At 43.2% G+C, this 21,310-nt stretch carries 16 protein-coding genes and 2 riboswitches; all 16 genes read left to right on the forward strand.

The features are described from left to right. The first annotated feature begins 17 nt into the window (after positions 1 to 17). The 16 genes from DWZ93_RS09625 (at position 18) to DWZ93_RS09700 (ending at position 21,308) form a co-directional block, all read left to right on the forward strand. Complete coding sequence (locus DWZ93_RS09625; protein ID WP_330421761.1) at positions 18 to 1,865, forward strand: cache domain-containing sensor histidine kinase; 1,848 nt, start codon at positions 18 to 20, stop codon at positions 1,863 to 1,865. Further along, positions 1,852 to 2,808 carry a substrate-binding domain-containing protein gene (locus DWZ93_RS09630; RefSeq protein ID WP_118382810.1) on the forward strand — a complete coding sequence of 319 codons (957 nt, stop codon included), beginning with the start codon at positions 1,852 to 1,854 and terminating at the stop codon, positions 2,806 to 2,808. The genes DWZ93_RS09625 and DWZ93_RS09630 overlap by 14 nt, the downstream gene beginning before the upstream one ends. Beyond that, the gene (locus DWZ93_RS09635; protein ID WP_330421762.1) at positions 2,771 to 3,847 is read left to right on the forward strand and encodes a galactose ABC transporter substrate-binding protein; all 1,077 of its coding nucleotides are present in this window, start codon (positions 2,771 to 2,773) and stop codon (positions 3,845 to 3,847) included. Before DWZ93_RS09630 ends, DWZ93_RS09635 begins: the two co-directional genes overlap by 38 nt. Then, on the forward strand, positions 3,844 to 4,431 hold the full coding sequence (locus DWZ93_RS09640) for a DUF6553 family protein (protein ID WP_243007022.1): 588 nt from the start codon (positions 3,844 to 3,846) through the stop codon (positions 4,429 to 4,431). Before DWZ93_RS09635 ends, DWZ93_RS09640 begins: the two co-directional genes overlap by 4 nt. 22 nt (positions 4,432 to 4,453) lie before the next feature. Continuing rightward, positions 4,454 to 5,734 carry a galactokinase gene (locus tag DWZ93_RS09645; protein ID WP_118452766.1) on the forward strand — a complete coding sequence of 427 codons (1,281 nt, stop codon included), beginning with the start codon at positions 4,454 to 4,456 and terminating at the stop codon, positions 5,732 to 5,734. A 30-nt stretch (positions 5,735 to 5,764) separates the two neighbouring features. Beyond that, on the forward strand, positions 5,765 to 7,261 hold the full coding sequence (galT, locus tag DWZ93_RS09650) for a UDP-glucose--hexose-1-phosphate uridylyltransferase (RefSeq protein ID WP_118452767.1): 1,497 nt from the start codon (positions 5,765 to 5,767) through the stop codon (positions 7,259 to 7,261). Between the two features lie 225 nt (positions 7,262 to 7,486). Next, positions 7,487 to 8,419: an AEC family transporter gene (locus DWZ93_RS09655; RefSeq protein WP_118452768.1), complete on the forward strand. Its 933-nt coding sequence runs from the start codon at positions 7,487 to 7,489 to the stop codon at positions 8,417 to 8,419. 152 nt (positions 8,420 to 8,571) lie between these two features. Beyond that, positions 8,572 to 9,216, forward strand: coding sequence for a vWA domain-containing protein (locus DWZ93_RS09660; protein WP_118452769.1), 645 nt, complete (start codon positions 8,572 to 8,574; stop codon positions 9,214 to 9,216). After that, positions 9,213 to 10,028: an ADP-ribosylglycohydrolase family protein gene (locus DWZ93_RS09665; RefSeq protein ID WP_118452770.1), complete on the forward strand. Its 816-nt coding sequence runs from the start codon at positions 9,213 to 9,215 to the stop codon at positions 10,026 to 10,028. Before DWZ93_RS09660 ends, DWZ93_RS09665 begins: the two co-directional genes overlap by 4 nt. Before the next feature lie 426 nt (positions 10,029 to 10,454). Then, positions 10,455 to 11,555 (forward strand): redox-regulated ATPase YchF, encoded by a 1,101-nt coding sequence (ychF, locus tag DWZ93_RS09670; protein WP_118452771.1) that lies wholly within the window; start codon positions 10,455 to 10,457, stop codon positions 11,553 to 11,555. Between the two features lie 34 nt (positions 11,556 to 11,589). Beyond that, a complete protein-coding gene (gene lgt / locus DWZ93_RS09675; protein ID WP_118452772.1) occupies positions 11,590 to 12,456 on the forward strand; it encodes a prolipoprotein diacylglyceryl transferase in 867 nt (288 codons plus the stop codon). Between the two features lie 185 nt (positions 12,457 to 12,641). Then, positions 12,642 to 16,178, forward strand: coding sequence for a pyruvate:ferredoxin (flavodoxin) oxidoreductase (gene nifJ, locus DWZ93_RS09680; protein WP_118452773.1), 3,537 nt, complete (start codon positions 12,642 to 12,644; stop codon positions 16,176 to 16,178). Between the two features lie 78 nt (positions 16,179 to 16,256). Then, positions 16,257 to 17,054, forward strand: a complete 798-nt coding sequence (locus tag DWZ93_RS09685; protein WP_118452774.1) for an SseB family protein — start codon at positions 16,257 to 16,259, stop codon at positions 17,052 to 17,054. Positions 17,055 to 17,151: 97 nt separating this feature from the next. Further along, a riboswitch (Lysine riboswitch) is annotated at positions 17,152 to 17,317 on the forward strand. 147 nt (positions 17,318 to 17,464) lie between these two features. Then, positions 17,465 to 19,075 (forward strand): Na+/H+ antiporter NhaC family protein, encoded by a 1,611-nt coding sequence (locus tag DWZ93_RS09690; protein ID WP_442873180.1) that lies wholly within the window; start codon positions 17,465 to 17,467, stop codon positions 19,073 to 19,075. 115 nt (positions 19,076 to 19,190) lie between these two features. Beyond that, positions 19,191 to 19,382: riboswitch (cobalamin riboswitch) on the forward strand. Positions 19,383 to 19,534: 152 nt separating this feature from the next. Beyond that, positions 19,535 to 20,737, forward strand: coding sequence for a sirohydrochlorin cobaltochelatase (locus tag DWZ93_RS09695; RefSeq protein ID WP_118452776.1), 1,203 nt, complete (start codon positions 19,535 to 19,537; stop codon positions 20,735 to 20,737). 19 nt (positions 20,738 to 20,756) lie between these two features. Beyond that, entirely contained in the window at positions 20,757 to 21,308 is a 552-nt protein-coding gene (locus tag DWZ93_RS09700; RefSeq protein ID WP_118452777.1) for a hypothetical protein, read from the forward strand. Positions 21,309 to 21,310: the final 2 nt, after the last annotated feature.

Genomic DNA, 21,310 nt, shown 5'->3' on the forward strand with positions numbered 1-21,310 from the left:
TATGAGGGCAGAACAGAATGAAAGATATGAAGAACGATTCCGGAATAAGGAAAACCTTTGCCAAATTTAATATACAGTCGATTATTCTGTCTGTACTGATGACATTGTCTCTTGTAACAGTTACGGTTATGGGTTTTCTGCTGTATCATCGTTTTAAACTGGCATCGGATAAGAGCGCAGTGGCGAATACAGAAATGACGGTAGAAAGTACAATAGACAGATTGAATTCATCACTTCTGGATCTTCGACAGATTTCGGATGCAGCAAATTATAATATTGTGCAGGAATATGATATTTCCAGTCAGGAATTTACCAGGCAGTTCAGTATGCTGTATGAAACGAATGTAGATAAGATTCAGAGCCTTGCCCTGTATGGATATGATGGGATGCTGATTGAGTCAGAACCAGTGGCGACAGTTAAGGATAATGTTAAAGTTGCCGAGCAGAAATGGTACCAGGACGCCAGATCCGAGATAGAAAATATTCACTTTTCCACACCGCATGTTCAGAATCTGTTTGATGACGGAACATTTCGCTATCATCGGGTGGTGTCATTGAGTCGTTCGGTGGATATTAATGATGGCAGTACATCAGGCAGCGGTGTGTTGCTTGTGGATATGAAATATTCGGTACTTGAAGATATGCTGGAGCGGATCAATGAGACATCGAGTGGAATCTATTATTATCTGTGCAGCAGAGATGGAGAGATTATTTATCATCCCCGGTGGACGGAGATTAACAGGGGACTTTTTAAGGAAAAGAATAATAAAGCGGCATCTTATGAGGATGGAATCTATGAGATGAAGACGGACGGACAGAAAGAGAATATAGTAGTGGGAAGTGTTGCGTATACGGGCTGGAAGCTGATCGGTGTGGTGCCGGAGAGTGTGCAGGAAACCAGTATTAATAAATTCCGATATTACATTATTACAACAATTCTCATTCTGGTGATGATGTTGCTTCAGGTTAACCGTTTTATTTCCAGAAAGATATCCAGACCGATCAGAGAGTTAGATGAATCTGTTAAGGCATATGAAGCCGGAGCAATGCCAGATATTTATATCGGTGGATCGGCAGAAATTCGTCATCTGGGATATTCGGTACAGAAATCATATGAACAAATTGAAGCGCTGATGAAAGAGATTATTCAACAGCAAACAGAAAGACGAAAAAGTGAGCTGGATGCACTTCAGAGTCAGATTAACCCACATTTTCTCTATAACACATTGGAATCAATCACCTGGATGATCGAGGCGCAGAGAAATAAAGAAGCGGTTGTGATGATCTCAGAGCTTGCAAAACTTCTTCGTGTAAGTTTATCCAGGGGAAAGACGATTATCTCTATTGGAGACGAATTGCAGCACAGCAGAAGTTATATGAATATTCAGCGTGTACGCTATAAAGAACGATTTAAGGTAGAGTTTCTGATAGATGAAGAGATTAAAAATTACTGTATTGTAAAACTGGTGATTCAACCGCTTCTGGAAAATGCAATATATTATGGAGTAGGTAATATGGATGAGGATGATGATGGTCAGATCCTTATACGTGGAGAGAAGAAAGGTGAAGATATTTACATCAGCATAGAGGATAATGGAATGGGTATGCCGGAAGACATAAGGAGTAATATTCTGACAGATAACAGTAAAGTTCCAAAACATGGTTCCGGGGTAGGGGTGATCAATGTTCATTCCAGAATCAGTCTTATGTTTGGTCCGGAATATGGACTAGAAGTATACAGTGAGTTGGATGAAGGGACGAAAGTTGTGATTCATATTCCGGCTATTCCTTATACAAAAGAAAATGCGGAACAATTAGAAAAGCAAACATATGGACAGAGGAGGATGCCGGATGAAGAAGAGTAAATTCAGATTTATGGCAGCAGAGGTGATTCTTTTTGTTTTAACGCTGTTTTTTGTATATAAGATATTTAATCAGAATGTCGAAGAACCAAGGGTGGCAATCATTCTCCCGGAGTCAGGAGATCAACGTTGGGATGCATTGATTGAAGGAATGAAACAGTCAGCAAGTCTGAATAAGATTCATCTTATTATTTGTAATACAGATGAGATTGAGGATGCTGATGTTGAGCGGGAAGCAATCAGAGAACAGTTGGATAATCAGGTAGATGCATTTATTATATGTCCGTCGCCCGGAAGTGAGACAAAGGAAATGCTGGAGAATGAGTGTGCAGACATACCGATATTGCTGATCACAGAAGATATCTATGATGAAGAGCAGAAAGCATCTGGTCTGCCGGTGATTAAGCCGGATTATTATGAAATTGGTCAGACATTGGCGGCGCACTTGCAGGAAGATGGACAACGGCGAATTGGCGTAGTGGCTGGATGGAGAAAAAGTGATATCAGTGACAACGGTGTCAGAGGACTGAATGATGCACTGGAAGGCACAGATTGTGAGATTGCCTGGTACTATTACAATCAAAAGGAAAAGAAGGCATCTGAAATGGTGAGTGTGAAGGAGAAGGTAGATGCGATGGTTGTACTGGATCCCGATGCGTTGGTTGAACTTGGGGAACAGGCGGAAAACGGCACTTATTACGGAGCAGAAATATACGGTATTGGCAGCAGTGTTAAATCTATCGCATTGTTGGATTATGGATATATTACAGATATTGTACTTCTTGATGGATATGAGATTGGTTATAAGAGCGTAGAGGAAATTGCTGAAAAATTGAATCACAGATTCTACCAGTTGGAAAGCTGTAACACAGGAGTCAGAGAGCTTGATGGGGAAGAGCTGTTTTCAGATGATGATATGGAAAGGTTGTTGTATTCTTATGAGTAAAAAAGGCAGGATGGCACAAAGTATACTGGTTCTTGTGAGCACAATGTCATTTGCTGTTACAGGGTGTCGGCAGAACCAGAGAATACAGACAGACAGGGAAGTACTTCGGGTTGGTGTGGTGACATATACACAGGATGATCCATTTATTAATGCACTGACGGACAAGCTAAAAGAAGATCTGAAAGCTATGAGTACCAAAGATGTGAAAGTTATAGTTTCTGTTAAGAATGGAGACAATGATCAGAAAAATCAGGACGAAACGATAGAAGAAATGATTGATGCCGGATGCGATGTGCTGTGTGTGAATCTGGTAGACAGAACGGCTCCGGCAAAGATTATTCGACTGGCAAAGCAGGATGATATCCCAATCGTTTTCTTTAATCGGGAACCGGTTAAAGAAGACCTGATGCAATGGGAATATCTGTATTATGTGGGATGCAAGGCTGAACAGTCAGGTGTCATGCAGGGTGAGACAGCAGCAGAATATATTAAGAATCATCCGGAAGTAGATAAGAATCAGGATGGAAAGATACAATATGTGCTTCTGGAAGGAGAGGCAGGGCATCAGGATGCGATCAGTAGAACGGACTATTCTGTCAGAACAGTGCTGGATGCGGGCATATCTCTTGAAAAGCTCAGTTATCAGTTTGCTGACTGGAACAGAGGGCAGGCAGAAAACAGAATGAACCGTCTGATCAGTCAATATGGAGAAGGGATTGAATTGATCCTTTCTAATAATGATGAAATGGCATTGGGAGCCGTAGAAGCTTACCGAAAGGCAGGATATGAACCTTCTCAGAGACCGGTTATTTTCGGTATCGATGGGTTGGATGATGCACTGGAAGCAATTAAAGATGGGGAAATGCAGGGAACCGTGTATAACGACAAAGAGGATCAGGCATTGCAGATTGCGAAGCTTGCATATGAAGTGTTCAAGGGTGAACAGCAGGTGAGAAAGGAACTGAAGGAAGGCAGATATTATGTATCGCAGTATCAGCAGGTGGACAGCAGCAATGTGGAGGAGTTTTTAGACAGATGATCGGAGTAAAGCGAATGGATAAAACGTGGACAGATGAATTTTACCGGGAGATGGATGCAGATAAACGTCTGGTATTACTGAAAGAGAATATTGAGAGTAATCCAACAGAAGAGGATGCATTTCGAAAAAAGCTGTGGATTGCCAGATATGGCAGAAAAAAACCGAAGAAAGATGCGTATGTTGGATGTCTTATGGAGTTAAAATATCTGGCTGAGGGCGGTACGCTTGATATTGGCGGGAAAAAGAAACGACAGGCTGCCAGGATCGCAGCAGATATGTATCTGAATAGTCCGGAAGTACAGGAGGACAGATACCGGGAAATCTTACAGGAAGAACTGAAACATGTGTTTTTAAAATTCATGGAAGTAAGCAGTCAAGGAAGAGGGTTTACTTCACTGGTTTTTGGTATGGGACAGTTGTCGGATGAAGGAGTGATTAAAAAAATTGCAGAGCAGATCAGCACGATCGCATTTCAGACTCCGCACATGTTTCATATGGACAGGGAATTTTACATTTTACAACGAGCAGCACTTTCAGCGTTCCGGGAGGAATATCCGAACCGAGAGCATTTTCTGAAAAAATAAAAGAAAGAGGAGAACGAAAGCTATGAGAACTTGGAATGATCTATATAAAATGTTGAAGAATGGGGAGATGGATCGGTCATTGATGCAGACCGGATGTGAAGATATAAACGCATACAGGACACGTGCGACAGAAGTCATGAATGGATTTGAAAAAACATTTGGCGTAAAAGAGGATACTTTGGCAGCATTGTGTTCTGCTCCGGGACGTACAGAAATCTGTGGGAATCATACGGATCATCAGCATGGACATGTTCTGGCGGCAGCAGTGAATCTGGATTTCCTTGCATGTGTGTCACCGAATGGGACTCAGACTGTTCACTTCCAGTCAGAGGGCTGGCCGATGACGACGGTAGATCTGTCAGATCTAAAGCAGCAGGAAGCGGAAAAAGAGACGACGGCATCTCTGGTGCGGGGAGTAATGGCAGAACTCGCGAAAGCAGGATATACAATAGGCGGATTTGATATGTATGCTGTTTCTAATGTCCTGCCAGGTTCGGGACTGTCTTCCTCAGCAGCTTGTGAGATATTGTTGGGAGTGGCTGGCAATCATTTGTTTTGTCAGGATGAACTGGATGCGGTAACTCTTGCAAAGATTGGACAGAAGGCAGAAAACCAGTATTTTGGAAAACCGAGTGGGCTGATGGATCAGACAGCTTCTTCTGTGGGAGATGCAGTGGCTATTGATTTTGCAGATCCTTCTGCACCGATTGTGCGTTCAGTTACAGCGAACCTGGAAGAACTGGGTCTTGCGTTGTGTATTGTTGACTGTGGCGCAGATCATGCGGCATTGACCGGAGAGTATGCATCTATTCCTCGGGAAATGGAACAGGTGGCTGCATTCTTTGGGAAAAAAGTGCTTCGTGAAGTGCAGGAAGAAGAGGTATTGAAAGCAATGCCGCAACTTCGAAGAGCGGTTGGAGACAGGGCAGTTCTCAGAGCCTTACATTTTTATGCAGATGACAGAAGAGCGGTGGAAGAGGCAGATGCGCTGGAGCGAAGAGACAGGGATGCATTCCTGCAGCTGGTAAAAGAATCCGGACGTTCATCCTGGGAATTGTTGCAGAATATTACACCTGCCGGAGCTGTAGAAGCCCAGGATATGGCAATTGCACTGGAAGCGGCAGAAATTGCATTGAATGGAAAGGGAGCCTGCCGTGTACATGGAGGCGGATTTGCCGGTACAATCCAGGCATTTGTTCCGACGGAAAGTGTATCTGAATTCTGTGAAAAAATGGAATTGATGTTGAGAAAAGGATGCTGCCACGTGTTGAATATACGACCGACCGGCGGAATTGTACTTTAAAATATGTGGTGAAAACAGAGGAGGCGTGTCATGAATAGAAATGAGGCTATTACCGGTCTGGCAGAGTATGCGTTGGATAAGGAATTGATTCGACCGGAAGAAAAAATATGGGCAGTGAACAGCCTGTTGGATGTATTGGAAATAGATACCTATTCACTAGAAGAACTGCAGGAAAATGAGACAATAAATCTGACAGAGCTTCTGGATGTATTGTTAGATGATGCATATGAGCGAGGAGTACTGACAGAGAATTCGGTTGTATATCGGGATCTGCTGGATACGAAGCTGATGGGGTGCCTGACCCCACGTCCGTCGCAGGTGATGGACCGATTTGCGATGCTTCGGAAAGAATCTTCACAGAAAGCGACAGACTGGTATTATCAGTTCAGTCAGGACACAAATTATATTCGAAAAGACCGTGTGGCAAAAGACATCCGGTGGAAGACAGCTACAGAGTATGGTGATCTGGATATATCGATTAATCTGTCTAAGCCGGAGAAAGATCCAAAAGCTATAGCAGCTGCGAGGATGCAGCCTGCATCAGATTATCCGAAATGTATGCTTTGTGTTGAGAATGTAGGATATCCGGGAAGGCTGAATTTTCCGGCACGTCAGAATCATCGTATCGTTCCGATAGAGATTAATGGGACAGCCTGGTATCTGCAGTATTCTCCATATGTATATTATAACGAACATTGCATTTGCTTTAATGAGAAACACACGCCGATGAAGATTGACCGCGCTTGTTTTGCGAAACTTTTAGATTTCGTAAGACAGTTTCCACATTATTTTGTGGGATCAAATGCGGATCTCCCTATTGTAGGTGGCTCTATTCTGGCACATGATCACTTCCAGGGAGGACATTATACATTTGCCATGGAGAGGGCGCCGATTGAGACAGATATAATTTTTGATGGGTATAAGGATGTCAGGGCAGGAATTGTGAAATGGCCAATGTCCGTTATAAGACTTACAGCGAAAGCTCCGGAGCGCCTGGTAGAACTGGCAGACAGAATCCTTCTCAGCTGGCGCGGATATACAGATGAGAAGGCTATGATCCTGGCAGAGACAGACGGTGAGCCACACAATACGATTACTCCAATCGCAAGACGTCGTGGAGAAGACTTTGAACTTGACCTGGTATTGAGGAACAATCTGACTACACCGGAGCATCCATTAGGAGTGTATCATCCACATGCAGAGCTTCATCATATCAAAAAAGAGAATATTGGTCTGATTGAGGTGATGGGGCTGGCAATTCTTCCTGGCAGGCTTAAGACAGAATTGGCAGCAGTAGCGGATAAGCTTGTATCGGGCGAAGATATGACGAAAGACCCGCTGACAGCTGTACATGCGGAATGGGCGAATGATATTGCTGCTCGCTATGATATTACAGAAGATAATGCATGGACGATTGTTCAGGAAGAGACTGGACTGATATTTGCAAAAGTACTTGAACAGGCTGGCGTATACAGCAGAGATGAAGAGGGAAAAGAAGCTTTTCTGCGATTTGTTCATCAGGTATAATCTGGATTGTGGTTCTGCGAAAATTAGTATATGCAGAAGAAATCAAGGGAATCTTTCCGTAAGAAAAATAATGGATTGGTAGATTGTACATCAGATGTTGCACATTAATCAGCATCTGATGTATTTTTTTTGTGTTTTTCGTCAATTGTATTCATCCAGAAAAGCATCTATAATGAATCGGGTTAAGTAGAAAAGAGTAAAAGAAAGTCAAGAAAAGAGGCAAACATGCAGATAAGCATATTATTGATGAAACAGATCCTGGAACTTTTTCTGATGATCTTCATGGGATATGTCATTGTGAAGACAGGACTCTTGAAAGATGAAGACAGTAAGGTAATCTCTAAGATTGTATTGTATCTGATCATCCCATGTGTGATTATCAATGCATTTCAGGTGGAGTATACAGATGATAAAGTAAAAGGGCTGTTTCTGGCACTTGTGGCATCCGCGTTGTTACAGGTATTGCTGCTTTTGATTGTCTGGGGAATTGGAAGAGTATTCCATATGAATGAAGTAGAGACAACATCCATTTACTATTCGAATACGGGAAATTTGATCGTGCCGATTGTAACTTATGTGCTGGGCGAAAAATGGGTGTTATATGGATGTGTGGCTATGTGTGTTCAGCTTGTGTTTATCTGGACGCACTGTAAAAGCGTGCTTGGGAAAGAAGAAAAAACAGACTGGAAAAAGATTGTGTTAAATATCAACATGATCTCAGTATTTCTGGGAGTAGTGCTTTTCGTTACCAGAATACGTCTTCCGGAACTGGTCAACCATACGCTTAGTTCTGTAGGTTCCATGATTGGACCAGCCAGCATGATTGTTACAGGTATGCTGATCGCAGGAATGAATCTGAAAGAGATATTTTCACGTGGAAGAGTCTATGGGATTGCATTTATGAGACTGATCATAATTCCGCTGATTGCGCTTCTGATACTGAAAATAAGTGGACTGGCGACCTGGGGACAGGATAGTACAAAGATTCTTCTGATTGTATTTCTTTCTGTTATTACACCGTCTGCTTCAACTGTCACACAGATGTGTCAGGTATACGGAAATGATTCGCAGTATGCGAGTGCGATTAATGTAATTACTACAATATTTGCAATCATTACAATGCCGTTGATGGTACTTGTGTTTCAGATGGTGATATAGGAGAAGTGCTTGTATGAGCGCTTCTTTTTTTGAATAAATGCAGATGTATTGTTCTGTTATACAGGCTTCTGAAAAATGTCGCATACCATGCGACCATTCATTCTCCTGTTTTTCTTATAATGAAATCACAATAAAAAAAGGAGGATTTCAAAATGACAGAACTTGTATTTATCTTAGACCGCAGCGGTTCCATGTCGGGACTGGAAAAGGATACTATCGGAGGTTTTAATTCTATGTTGGAAAAGCAGCGTAAGGAGCCAGGTGATGCCGTGGTATCCACCGTGCTGTTTGACAACGAAACAGAGGTTATTCATGACCGTGTTGTTATTGCTGATGTACCAAATCTTACAGACAAGGAATATTTCGTGCGTGGCTGCACTGCACTTCTCGATGCGGTTGGAGGTGCAATCCACCATATTGGAAATGTTCATAAGTATGCCCGCAAAGAAGATGTGCCGGAAAAGACCCTCTTTATCATCACAACTGATGGTATGGAAAATGCCAGCCATCATTACACCTACGATAAGGTGCGCCATATGATTGAACGTCAGAAGGAACGCTATGGTTGGGAGTTCCTTTTCCTCGGTGCAAACATTGATGCGGCAGCTGAAGCCAAAAGATTTGGTATCGATGAATCTATGGCCGCAAACTATCACTGTGATGAGGTTGGAACGGTACTCAACTATGAAGTCATCAGCGAGGCAATTACCAGCGTAAGAACAAGCGCAGCACCATTGTCTGCTGATTGGAAAAAGAAGATTGATGCGGATTACAAGAAGAGAGGTGGAAAGAGATGATTGGAGCAATCTTAGGTGATATCATTGGTAGTCCTTATGAATTTGACCGTGGTAACAAGAGTAAAGAGTTCCCTTTATTCTCTCGCAAATCCACCTATACGGATGATACCGTAATGACTTTGGCTGTCGGTCTGACTTTTCTTGATGCACAGCCGAGTGCTTCAGATGATTGGATTTTGCAAAATTTGGCTAATCGTATGCGTCAATTTGGAAAGATGTATCCGAATGCCGGGTACGGAGGAATGTTCCGACAATGGCTTCGTAATCCAGAGTGCAAGGCTTACAATAGTTTTGGTAATGGCTCTGCAATGCGTGTTTCTTCAGTTGCGTGGTTATATAACAATATCGATGCTGTCAGACACGCAGCAAGGCTTTCAGCTGAAGTTACCCACAATCATCCGGAAGGAATCAAGGGTGCTGAAGCAACTGCCAGTGCTATTTTTCTGGCAAGGACAGGACATAGCAAGACAGAAATTAAGGAATATATGGAATATGAATTTGGTTATGAATTGAGTCGTACTTGCGACGAAATCAGACCCGGATATTTTCATACAGAAACCTGCATGGAAACTGTGCCGGAGGCCATCACGGCTTTCCTGGAGGGAGATAGTTTTGAGGATGTTATCCGTACTGCGGTATCCCTTGGTGGTGATTGTGATACACTGACGGCTATTGCTGGCGGCATCGCAGAAGGCTTCTATGGTGTTCCTGTCGAGCTGAAGGAAGAGTGCTATAAGCATTTGCCGGAGCCGTTGCTTAAGGTGTTGAAAGCGTTTGCGGAGTATCTCGAGCGAAATGCTACTGTGAATTAGGTCTTTCTTCCATCTTGTAAGTGATGTTGCTGGGGCAAGCAGCACGGCAGATCTTATTTGTGTAGTGACTTAAGCGGAAACTAAATTGTAAAAATAGCTGATCTGTACATTGAATTTGAAGCTCTAGTGTGGTAATCTATAAGTTGCTATATTGGAGCTTCTTTTGTTGGAAGGAGCTAAAATAAAATGAACATAGTGATATAGAACAAGCTACAAGTATGATAGTAGATGCGATGAAGCTATTAAGATATTAAAGGCTCAAAAAGAGAAAAATGAAAAGAAATTGATAAGGTGGCTTGTGCATTAAATGTAGGATAAAAATACATATATTATCATGTTTGGTGGCATTCGATATGGCACTTGGTGTGATAAATGGAAAGCGCAAACACTATGAATAAAGGAACTTTGAAGGAGGAAATATAAAAAATGAAACTAGGAATCGTGGGACTTCCAAATGTAGGAAAAAGTACATTATTCAATTCACTGACAAAGGCTGGAGCTGAGTCAGCCAACTACCCATTCTGTACCATCGACCCGAATGTAGGGGTTGTTACTGTACCGGATGAACGTCTGAATGTACTTGGTGAGATGTATCATACCAAGAAGATCATTCCGGCAGCAATTGAATTTGTAGATATTGCAGGGTTGGTAAAAGGAGCTTCTAAGGGTGAAGGACTTGGCAACCAGTTTCTGGCGAATATTCGTGAAGTGGATGCGATTGTACACGTAGTACGTTGCTTTGAGGACAGCAATATTGTACATGTAGACGGAAGTATCGATCCGATGCGTGACGTAGAGACGATTAATCTGGAACTGATCTTTTCTGATATTGAAGTGTTGGACAGAAGAATTGCCAAGACAGCGAGATCAGCAAGGAATGACAAGGCGGCAGCTAAAGAGCTGAAGCTTCTGGAGAAAATCAAAGCATATCTGGAAGATGGACGTCTTGCTAAGAATTTTGATGACTTTGAAGACGAGGAAGAGGAAGAACTGTTCCAGAGCTTCAATCTGCTGACTGCAAAGCCGGTAATCTTTGCGGCTAATGTGACAGAGGATGATCTGCCGAATGACGGAGAAGACAACGAAGGCGTACAGAAACTTCGCAAATATGCAGAAGAAGAGAAGTGTGAAGTATTTGTGGTATGTGCTCAGATCGAGCAGGAGATCGCTGAGTTAGAGGATGATGAGAAGAAGATGTTCTTAGAGGATCTTGGACTTAAGGAGTCCGGACTTGAGAAACTGATCCGTGCAAGCTACAGACTGCTAGGACTGATCAGTTACCTGACAGCAGGTGAGCCGGAGGTTCGTGCGTGGACAATCACCAAGGGAACTAAGGCACCGCAGGCTGCAGGCAAGATTCATACAGACTTTGAACGTGGATTCATCCGTGCAGAAGTTGTTGCATATGATGACCTGATCGCATGTGGATCTCACAATGCAGCTAAAGAGAAAGGGCTGATTCGTCTGGAAGGAAAAGACTATGTCGTACAGGATGGAGATATTATGCTGTTCCGCTTTAATGTGTAGAATGTGATCCGGAAAGAAAGAGAGTGTTGTTAATATGCATAAAACAATTGATTTTCCGAATCTCGGCATTCATTTGAAAAATGTGGGAAAAACGATCAGTGTATTCCATTTTGATATTGCATACTATGGGGTTATTATTGGCCTTGGCATATTGGCAGGTTTGTTGATGGCTATGCATGTGGCAAAGAAGACCGGACAGAATCAGGAAGATTATATAGATCTGGCTATTTATGGGGTTATCTTTGGTATTATCGGAGCCAGAGTATACTATGTTGTATTTTCCTGGGATATGTATAAAAATGATTTGTTAAGTATTTTTAATATCCGGCAAGGTGGACTGGCAATCTATGGTGGGGTGATCGCAGCAGTTATTACGGTGTTTGTATTTGCGAAAAGACGACATTTGGCAGTGGGGATACTCCTGGATACTGCCTGTCATGGGCTGGTGCTCGGACAAGCGATCGGACGCTGGGGTAATTTTTTTAACAGAGAAGCTTTTGGTAAATATACGAACAGTCTGTTTGCAATGAGACTTCCGTTGGATGCGGTGAGGATCGGTGACGTGACACAGCAGATGCGGGATGAACTGGAAATGATAGATGGCGTAGGTTATATTCAGGTACATCCGACTTTTTTGTATGAATCCGTATGGTGTCTGTTAGTGCTGGCATTCTTGTTCTGGTATCGATGCAGACAGAAGTTTCAGGGCGAGATTTTTTTAGTATATCTGGCAGGATATGGATTGGGCAGATTCTGGATTGAAGGTCTCAGGACAGATCAGCTTCTGATTCCGGGAATAGGAATACCGGTGTCAAGAGTTCTGGCACTGATTCTGTTTGTGGGCGCGACAGCAATCATTATCGTACATCGTAAAAAGATAAAGAAAGAGTCAAAAGAATAATATAGAATGATGCGAGGGACAGATTTCAGAGGAATCTGTCCCTTTAATATACAATGTAGTATGTTGTATTGGAAAAGGAACAATATATTCGGGGGAATAACTGGACTTTTAACAGGTCAGGGGATATAATAATTACATACGTCAAAATGAAATTTTAAGACAAAATTCTAAGGAGGAACATTGAAATGGCAAGAAAAATGAAGACCATGGATGGTAACCATGCAGCGGCTCATGCTTCCTATGCATACACAGACGTTGCAGCAATTTACCCAATCACACCTTCATCTGTTATGGCAGAAGCTACAGACGAGTGGGCAACACAGGGAAGAAAGAACATCTTTGGACAGGAAGTACAGGTTACAGAGATGCAGTCAGAGGCAGGTGCAGCAGGTACAGTTCACGGATCTCTGGCAGCAGGAGCTCTGACAACTACTTATACAGCTTCACAGGGTCTGCTGCTTATGATTCCAAACCTTTACAAAATAGCTGGCGAGCAGCTTCCAGGTGTATTTAACGTATCTGCTCGTGCTATCGCAAGCCATGCATTATCAATCTTTGGAGATCACTCAGATGTTTACGCCTGTCGTCAGACCGGATGTGCTATGCTCTGTGAGTCCAGTGTACAGGAAGTAATGGACCTGACACCGGTTGCACACTGCGCAGCTATCAAAGGACGTATTCCATTTATCAACTTCTTCGATGGATTCCGTACATCACACGAGATTCAGAAGATCGAGACATGGGATTATGAAGATCTGAAAGATATGGTAGATATGGACGCAGTTGATGCTTTCAGAAAGCACGCTCTGAATCCAAATCACCCATGTCAGAGAGGTTCAGCTCAGAACCCGGATATCTTCTTCCAGGCAAGAGAAGCATGTAACCCATATTACGATGCTATGCCGGCTATCGTACAGGAGTACATGGACAAGGTTAATGAGAAGATCGGAACAAACTACAAACTGTTCAACTACTATGGAGCAGAAGATGCAGAGCATGTAATCGTTGCTATGGGTTCTGTCTGTGATACAATCGACGAGACAGTTGATTACCTGGTGGCAGAAGGCAAGAAGGTTGGTATTGTAAAGGTTCGTCTTTACAGACCATTTAGCGCAGAAGCATTGATCAGTGCTATTCCGGACAGTGTTAAGACAATTACAGTATTAGACAGAACAAAAGAGCCGGGAGCACTTGGCGAGCCATTATACCTGGACGTTGTAGCAGCTCTGAAGGGATCTAAGTTCGATGCAGTACCGGTACAGTCAGGACGTTACGGATTAGGTTCTAAAGATACAACACCTGCACAGATCGTTGCAGTATATGAGAACACAACAAAAGCTAAATTCACAATCGGTATCGTGGATGATGTTACAGGACTTTCACTGGAAGTTGGAGCACCGCTTGTTACTACACCGGAAGGAACAATCAACTGTAAGTTCTGGGGTCTGGGAGCAGATGGTACTGTAGGTGCTAACAAGAACTCTATCAAGATCATTGGTGATAATACAGATATGTATGCTCAGGCATACTTCGATTACGACTCTAAGAAGTCAGGCGGTGTTACAATGTCTCACTTGCGTTTCGGTAAGAAGCCGATCAAGTCTACTTACCTGATTCACAAGGCTAACTTTGTAGCATGTCACAATCCGTCCTATGTTAACAAGTATAACATGGTACAGGAGCTGGTTGATGGCGGTACATTCCTTTTGAACTGCCCATGGGATATGGAAGGTCTTGAGAAACATCTGCCAGGACAGGTAAAAGCATTCATCGCTAACCACAACATCAAACTTTACACAATCGACGGTATCAAGATTGGTAAAGAGATCGGACTTGGCGGTCGTATCAATACCGTACTTCAGTCAGCATTCTTCAAACTGGCAGCTATCATTCCGGAGGAAGAAGCTATCGACCTGATGAAGAAAGCAGCTAAGGCTACTTACGGAAGAAAAGGTGATAAGATCGTACAGATGAACTACGATGCAATCGATGCTGGTGCTAAGCAGGTAGTTGCAGTAGAAGTACCGGAGAGCTGGAAGTCATGCGAGGATGAAGGTCTGTTCTCGCCAGAAGTTAAGGGTGGAAGAGAAGATACTGTTAAATTCGTTAAGAATATCCAGGCTAAGGTAAATGCTCAGGAAGGTAATACACTGCCTGTATCTGCATTTACAGATTACGTAGATGGTTCTACACCGTCAGGTACTGCTGCATATGAGAAACGTGGTATTGCAGTAGATATCCCGGTATGGAAATCAGAAAACTGTATCCAGTGTAACCGTTGTGCATATGTATGTCCGCACGCAGTTATCCGTCCGGTAGCATTGACAGAAGAAGATATGGCTAAGGCTCCGGAAGGACTGAAGACAATTGATATGATCGGTATGCCAGGTATGAAGTTCACAATGACTGTATCAGCTTATGACTGTACAGGATGTGGATCATGTGCTAACGTTTGCCCGGGCAAGAAGGGTGAGAAAGCACTTGTTATGGCTAACATGGAAGAGAATGCCGGAGAGCAGACATTCTTCGATTTCGGAACAGAGATTCCGGTTAAGCCAGAAGTTGTTGCTAAGTTTAAAGAGAATACCGTTAAGGGTAGCCAGTTTAAACAGCCTCTGCTTGAGTTCTCAGGTGCTTGTGCAGGTTGTGGTGAGACACCTTACGCTAAACTTGTAACACAGTTATTCGGTGACAGAATGTACATTGCGAATGCAACTGGATGTTCATCAATCTGGGGTAACTCTTCACCGTCTACACCTTATACAGTAACACCAGAAGGAAAAGGACCGGCTTGGTCTAACTCACTGTTCGAAGATAATGCTGAGTTCGGATATGGTATGCTGTTAGCTCAGAAGGCTCTGAGAGAAGGACTGAAATCTAAAGTTGAGACAGTAGCTGCTTCAGAAAAAGCTTCTGAAGAAGTTAAGGCTGCTTGTGCTGAATGGCTTGACACATACAGCTGTGGCGCTACTAACGGAACTGCTACAGATAAGCTTGTTGCTGCATTAGAAGGATGCGACTGCGAGACATGCCAGGATATCGTTAAGAATAAAGATTTCCTTGCTAAGAAATCACAGTGGATCTTCGGTGGTGACGGATGGGCTTACGATATCGGATTCGGTGGTGTTGACCATGTACTTGCAAGTGGTAAGGACATCAACGTTATGGTATTCGATACAGAGGTATATTCTAACACAGGTGGACAGTCTTCTAAGTCTACTAAGACAGGTGCTGTTGCTCAGTTCGCAGCAGGCGGTAAAGAGACTAAGAAGAAAGACCTTGCTGGTATTGCAATGAGCTATGGTTATGTATATGTTGCACAGATCGCTATGGGTGCTGACTTCAATCAGACAGTTAAAGCAATCGCAGAGGCAGAGGCATATCCGGGACCATCACTGATCATCGCATACGCTCCATGTATCAACCATGGTATTAAGAAGGGTATGAGCAAAGCTCAGACAGAGGAACAGCTTGCAGTTGAGTGCGGATACTGGAATAACTTCAGATTCAACCCGGCAGCAGAAGGCGCTAAGTTTACTCTGGACAGCAAAGAACCTAAGATGGAAGGATATATGGACTTCCTGAACGGAGAAGTTCGTTACAACTCTCTTGCAAGATTCTACCCAGAAAAAGCAGAAGTTCTGTTTGCTAAGAATGAAGCAGAAGCAAAGGATAGATACGAATATCTGAAGAAGCTCGTTACTCTGTACGGAGCAGAATAAGATTATTCAACAGAAAGATAAACTTAGGAGTCCGTCGGGTCATTCCGGCGGACTTCTTTTCAAAAAGGAGACCGGATCATGATGGTAAATAAATCCGAGAACAGAAAAAAAGAAATAGAACTGTTACAGACAGCGCCGGATCTGACAGCAATTGTATGTGACAGTACCAGACTGCCGTATGTAGAATGTGATATTGAGACCTGTGACGATCAAGTGTTGGTATATGAGAACAGGGAAATGGCGGAAAATGAAGCTAAGAAGATTGAGGACGCAGGATACAGAGTGCGTACTGCTCATCTTCCGCAGAAGCAGAGATTTGGATTTTTTGCAAATCTTTATTCTTTGGGCGTTAATGCGGTTCTGATCAACAAAGGAGAGGAATCACAGGTACGGCTGGATTTGGATAAGGTAATTAACCGTCCGGATATTCCTCGTTTTACATATGAGATCAGAAAGGCGTTGGATGCAGGAGAAAGGCCAAAGTTTCGTGTGGAGAATCCGGAATTTCATCTGACAGCTATCTACTTCACACAGCTTTCGCGCGGGACAAAGGCGCAGGAACATGAAGAAGAACTAAAAGAGCTTCAAGAAGAGATGATGACTCATTACCGGGAAGGATATTACATTGTGGCAAGAACTAAGGAAGGAACAACACCCCTTCTGAAGACAAAAGATGGTGGCTCTTTGCAGCCGATGTTTAGCGACATGCAGGAATTCCTGAAGTTCCAGCATGTGAATCCAACCATGAAAGTGGAGACGGCAGTTATGACAGAAGCAGAATTTCTGAAACATCTGGCAAAAGAGGCCACAGGAGTAGTAATTAATCCGCTTGGAATCAGTCTGCTTCTGCAGGTGAACCGTAAAAAATCGGATTAAAACCAGAGTATTGCTATGTCCGTATGAAGTGTTTGATAAAATAGTAACAGTTGACATTTTGATTCAGACATGATAAAACATATACTATATGAATAAGGTCTTGGATAGAGGCGCAGGTTTCATGAGTATCATATGACGATAGTGTGGCATACTGTTGTATGAGAAAGGGGAGACTGCCGAAGATGGATTTAAGCCAAAGGATTTGTCTGGGCTGCAGGAGAATATCTTGCGGACTGTCACGAAAGTGGAGCGCTATCATGATGAATATAAGTAAGATACATTTTATAAAGTGTTGATTTAGTAATTAAAGTCATGGATAGTGTGCGTAAGCATTGTCCATGACTTTCTTTGTATAGTAACACTAATGTTATAGAGTATCTAAGAGAGAAGAGAGGTATTATATGAACAACATGAAGAGAAAGATCGCATGGACGATATCTGCCATTGCATTAATGGTAATGTGCTGTCCGGTGATCGCATTTGCAGCAGACGGAGCAGAAGAGTATGTTCCAAATATGTACGCCAGCTTTTGGGCGTTGATTCCGCCGGTAGTGGCAATCGCGCTTGCATTGATTACTAAGGAAGTATACAGTTCGCTGTTTATCGGTATTGTGATTGGTGGCGTATTTTATTCTAACTTTACATTTGAAAAAACGGTTACACATGTTGTACAGGACGGATTCGTCGGAGTACTGGCTGACAGTTACAATATGGGTATTCTGATTTTCCTGGTAATCTTGGGAACGATCGTGTGTCTGATGAATCGTGCAGGAGGTTCGGCAGCATTTGGACGTTGGGCTGAGGTACACATTAAGACACGTGTAGGTGCACAGATTGCAACAATTATTTTGGGTATTCTGATCTTTATCGATGACTATTTTAACTGTCTGACAGTCGGAAGTGTTATGCGTCCGGTAACTGACCGTCATAATGTATCCAGAGCGAAGTTATCTTATCTGATTGATGCGACAGCAGCTCCGGTATGTATTATTGCACCAATCTCATCCTGGGCAGCAGCTGTTACAGGATTCGTAGAGGGTGAAGATGGACTGTCCATTTTTGTAAGAGCAATTCCGTATAATTTCTATGCATTACTTACCATTGTTATGATGTTTGGTCTGGTACTCCTCAAAGTAGAGTATGGTCCGATGAAAGTCCATGAAGATAATGCAGTTAAGAATGGAGATATTTATACAACTCCTGACAGACCATATGAGAATGCTTCCAAAGAAATCGTGAATCAGAAAGGAAGAGTTATTGATCTGGTCTTTCCGATCGTAGTGCTGATCATCTGCTGTATCATTGGAATGATCTGGTCCGGCGGATTCTTCGAGGGTGACGATTTTATCACTGCATTTTCTAACAGTGATGCATCCGTAGGACTTGCGGTAGGAAGCTTCTTCGCGCTGATCATTTCCATTGTGTTCTATCTGGTAAGACGCGTACTGAACTTCGCAGATTGCATGTCATGTCTTCCGGAAGGATTTAAGGCGATGGTTCCGGCTATCCTGATCCTGACAATGGCATGGACATTGAAGGCAATGACAGATAGCCTTGGCGCGGCAGAATTTGTGGCTAACGCAATGCAGCATGCGGCAGGAGGACTGATGAGTCTGCTTCCGGCGATCATTTTCCTGGTAGGATGCTTCCTTGCATTTGCAACCGGTACATCATGGGGAACCTTTGGTATCCTGATCCCGATCGTAGTAGCTGTGTTCCAGGGAACAAATGATACAATGATGATCATTTCTATTTCAGCGTGTATGGCAGGTGCAGTATGTGGAGATCACTGTTCACCGATTTCCGATACTACGATCATGGCATCTGCGGGAGCACAGTGTAATCATGTGAATCATGTATCTACACAGCTTCCATATGCTATCACTGTAGCGGCAATTTCATTTGTGACATATGTGGTCGCAGGTTTCGTGAGAACAGCATTTATCGCACTTCCGGTCGGAATCGTATTGACAATCGGAACCTTGCTGGTACTCCGTAAGATATATGGAAAAGAAGAATAATTGATATGATATGAAATGGGAATCCGAGAGGGTTCCCATTTTTCAGTATCGTGTGATTGGGGTTTGACAGACCTGCGACTCCGTGTTACATTAATTAGGTAAATGAGTGATGCAATTAAATACAGATGTGTGAGGTGTCGGTCGGATTACAAGTATGGTCTGACCGGTGAAAAGGGAAACAGGTGTGAATCCTGTACGAACTCGTCACCGTATTTCACGAGCAGAAGAAGTATCCACTGGGAGACCGGGAAGGATCGGATGCGTCAGAGTGATAAGCCGGGAGACCTGCCTTTCGCAGTACAGGAATGAGAATTCATGCCACGAGCAACTGGCAGTACGAAAGATAGATAAAAGACTATTTTGCTGATAGTTTTGTCTTTGCGTATCTTTGTTTTTGGAATCTTCGTTCTTGTACGGAACGGAGTATTTTTGTGTCCAAAATTCAAGGAGGAACGGAGCATGAAGAAGAAACTGGTGGCAGCGTTACTTACAGCAGCAATGGCAATGTCTCTGCTTGCAGGATGCGGAAGCAGTGACAGCAAGGGCAGTGATGCAGACAGCAAGGAGACTGCAGAAAGTACGGAGGATAGTGATCAGGAGGCAGCAGACAAGGTGGCAGACCTGATTGATGCAATCTATGTACAAGAGAGAACAGAGGACACTGACAAGCAGTGTGAAGAAGCAAAAACAGCATGGGATAAGCTGACAGATGCGCAGAAGGAACTGGTATCCGGAGAGAATGCTGATCCGGACTATTTTGGAAGAGATACAGGAGATGCATCAAAAGATGATCCGTTAAATGAAGATGAGATTGGGGAAAATGAACTTCTGGTCGTAAGCTTTGGTACATCATTTAATGACAGCCGTGCGACAGATATCGGTGGCATTGAGAAAGCACTTCAGGAAGCTAATCCAGACTGGTCTGTAAGAAGAGCATTTACCGCTCAGATCATTATCAACCATGTACAGGCCCGTGATGGTGAAAAGATTGATAACATGGATCAGGCACTGGAGCGTGCGGTCAATAATGGCGTAAAGAATCTGGTTGTACAGCCGACACATCTGATGCACGGAGCAGAATATGATGAACTGAGTGAAGCAGTTGAGAATTATAAGGACAAATTTGAGTCTGTAAAGATTGCAGAGCCTCTTCTTGGAGAAGTAGGATCTGATGCAACTGTGATCAATGCAGATAAAGAAGCTGTTGCAAAAGCAATCACGGACGAAGCAGTAAAGGCAGCAGAGTATGACAGCTTGGAAGCAGCAGAAGCAGACGGAACAGCATTTGTATTCATGGGACATGGTACTTCTCATGTGGCAAATGTAAGCTATGACCAGATGCAGACACAGATGGAACAGCTTGGATACAAGAATGTATTCATCGGTACGGTAGAAGGTGAACCAGAGGATACAGCCTGCGAAGCTGTTATCGACAAGATCAAAGAAGCAGGATACAAGAAAGTAATCCTTCGTCCTCTGATGGTAGTTGCAGGAGACCATGCAAATAATGATATGGCTGGTGATGATGACGATTCATGGAAGAGCCAGTTTGAAGCATCAGGAGCATTTGACAGTATCGAGACACAGATCGAAGGTCTGGGAAGAATCCCGGCTGTTCAGCAGATCTATGTAGAGCATACAAAGGCAGCTATTGAACAGTAGATTGTAGAGGCGGTAAAGTATGTTGAGAAAGAAGATAGCGGTATTATTGCTTTCCGCAGTTATGGCAATGACCATGCTCAGCGGATGCGGCGATAACGCTGCAAAAGAAGACAAAAAAGCAGCTACAGAAGATCAGAATAAGGATGATGCTTCAGAAGCTAAGGAAGAAGAGGCAGATGAAGCGGAAAAGGCACCGGTAGAAGATGGTGAATACTGGGTGGATTTTAATACTGACAGTGGTATGTTTCATGAAAATCCAGATTTCGATGGTGGTAAGGCAACATTGATCGTTGAGGATGGAAAGATGACGGTGCATATTACTCTGAATTCCAAGAATATCGTGCAGTTATTCTTAGGAACGGCAAAGGATGCACAGAAAGATGGCGCAGATCTGATCGATCCTTCTGGTACAGAAACGATTGAATATACAGACGGTTCAGAACCGAAAGAAGTATATACATTTGATGTGCCGGTAAAGAAACTGGATGAAGAGTTTGATCTGGCACTGATCGGTACCAAGGACAAGTGGTATGACCACAAAGTCAGCGTAAGTAATCCTGTGGCAAAGTAATA

Source organism: Dorea sp. AF36-15AT (genome assembly GCF_003477705.1).
GTDB lineage: Bacteria > Bacillota > Clostridia > Lachnospirales > Lachnospiraceae > Claveliimonas > Claveliimonas ammoniilytica.

Coding starts and splice junctions, on each gene's coding strand:
- nifJ (WP_118452773.1), top strand. CDS start 12,642: ATGGCAAGAAAAATGAAGACCATGGATGGTAACCATGCAGCGGCTCAT.
- DWZ93_RS09700 (WP_118452777.1), top strand. CDS start 20,757: ATGTTGAGAAAGAAGATAGCGGTATTATTGCTTTCCGCAGTTATGGCA.
- DWZ93_RS09645 (WP_118452766.1), top strand. CDS start 4,454: ATGAGAACTTGGAATGATCTATATAAAATGTTGAAGAATGGGGAGATG.
- DWZ93_RS09665 (WP_118452770.1), top strand. CDS start 9,213: ATGATTGGAGCAATCTTAGGTGATATCATTGGTAGTCCTTATGAATTT.
- ychF (WP_118452771.1), top strand. CDS start 10,455: ATGAAACTAGGAATCGTGGGACTTCCAAATGTAGGAAAAAGTACATTA.
- lgt (WP_118452772.1), top strand. CDS start 11,590: ATGCATAAAACAATTGATTTTCCGAATCTCGGCATTCATTTGAAAAAT.
- DWZ93_RS09685 (WP_118452774.1), top strand. CDS start 16,257: ATGATGGTAAATAAATCCGAGAACAGAAAAAAAGAAATAGAACTGTTA.
- DWZ93_RS09625 (WP_330421761.1), top strand. CDS start 18: ATGAAAGATATGAAGAACGATTCCGGAATAAGGAAAACCTTTGCCAAA.
- DWZ93_RS09660 (WP_118452769.1), top strand. CDS start 8,572: ATGACAGAACTTGTATTTATCTTAGACCGCAGCGGTTCCATGTCGGGA.
- DWZ93_RS09655 (WP_118452768.1), top strand. CDS start 7,487: ATGCAGATAAGCATATTATTGATGAAACAGATCCTGGAACTTTTTCTG.
- DWZ93_RS09640 (WP_243007022.1), top strand. CDS start 3,844: ATGATCGGAGTAAAGCGAATGGATAAAACGTGGACAGATGAATTTTAC.
- DWZ93_RS09635 (WP_330421762.1), top strand. CDS start 2,771: ATGATGATATGGAAAGGTTGTTGTATTCTTATGAGTAAAAAAGGCAGG.
- DWZ93_RS09690 (WP_442873180.1), top strand. CDS start 17,465: ATGAAGAGAAAGATCGCATGGACGATATCTGCCATTGCATTAATGGTA.
- galT (WP_118452767.1), top strand. CDS start 5,765: ATGAATAGAAATGAGGCTATTACCGGTCTGGCAGAGTATGCGTTGGAT.
- DWZ93_RS09695 (WP_118452776.1), top strand. CDS start 19,535: ATGAAGAAGAAACTGGTGGCAGCGTTACTTACAGCAGCAATGGCAATG.
- DWZ93_RS09630 (WP_118382810.1), top strand. CDS start 1,852: ATGAAGAAGAGTAAATTCAGATTTATGGCAGCAGAGGTGATTCTTTTT.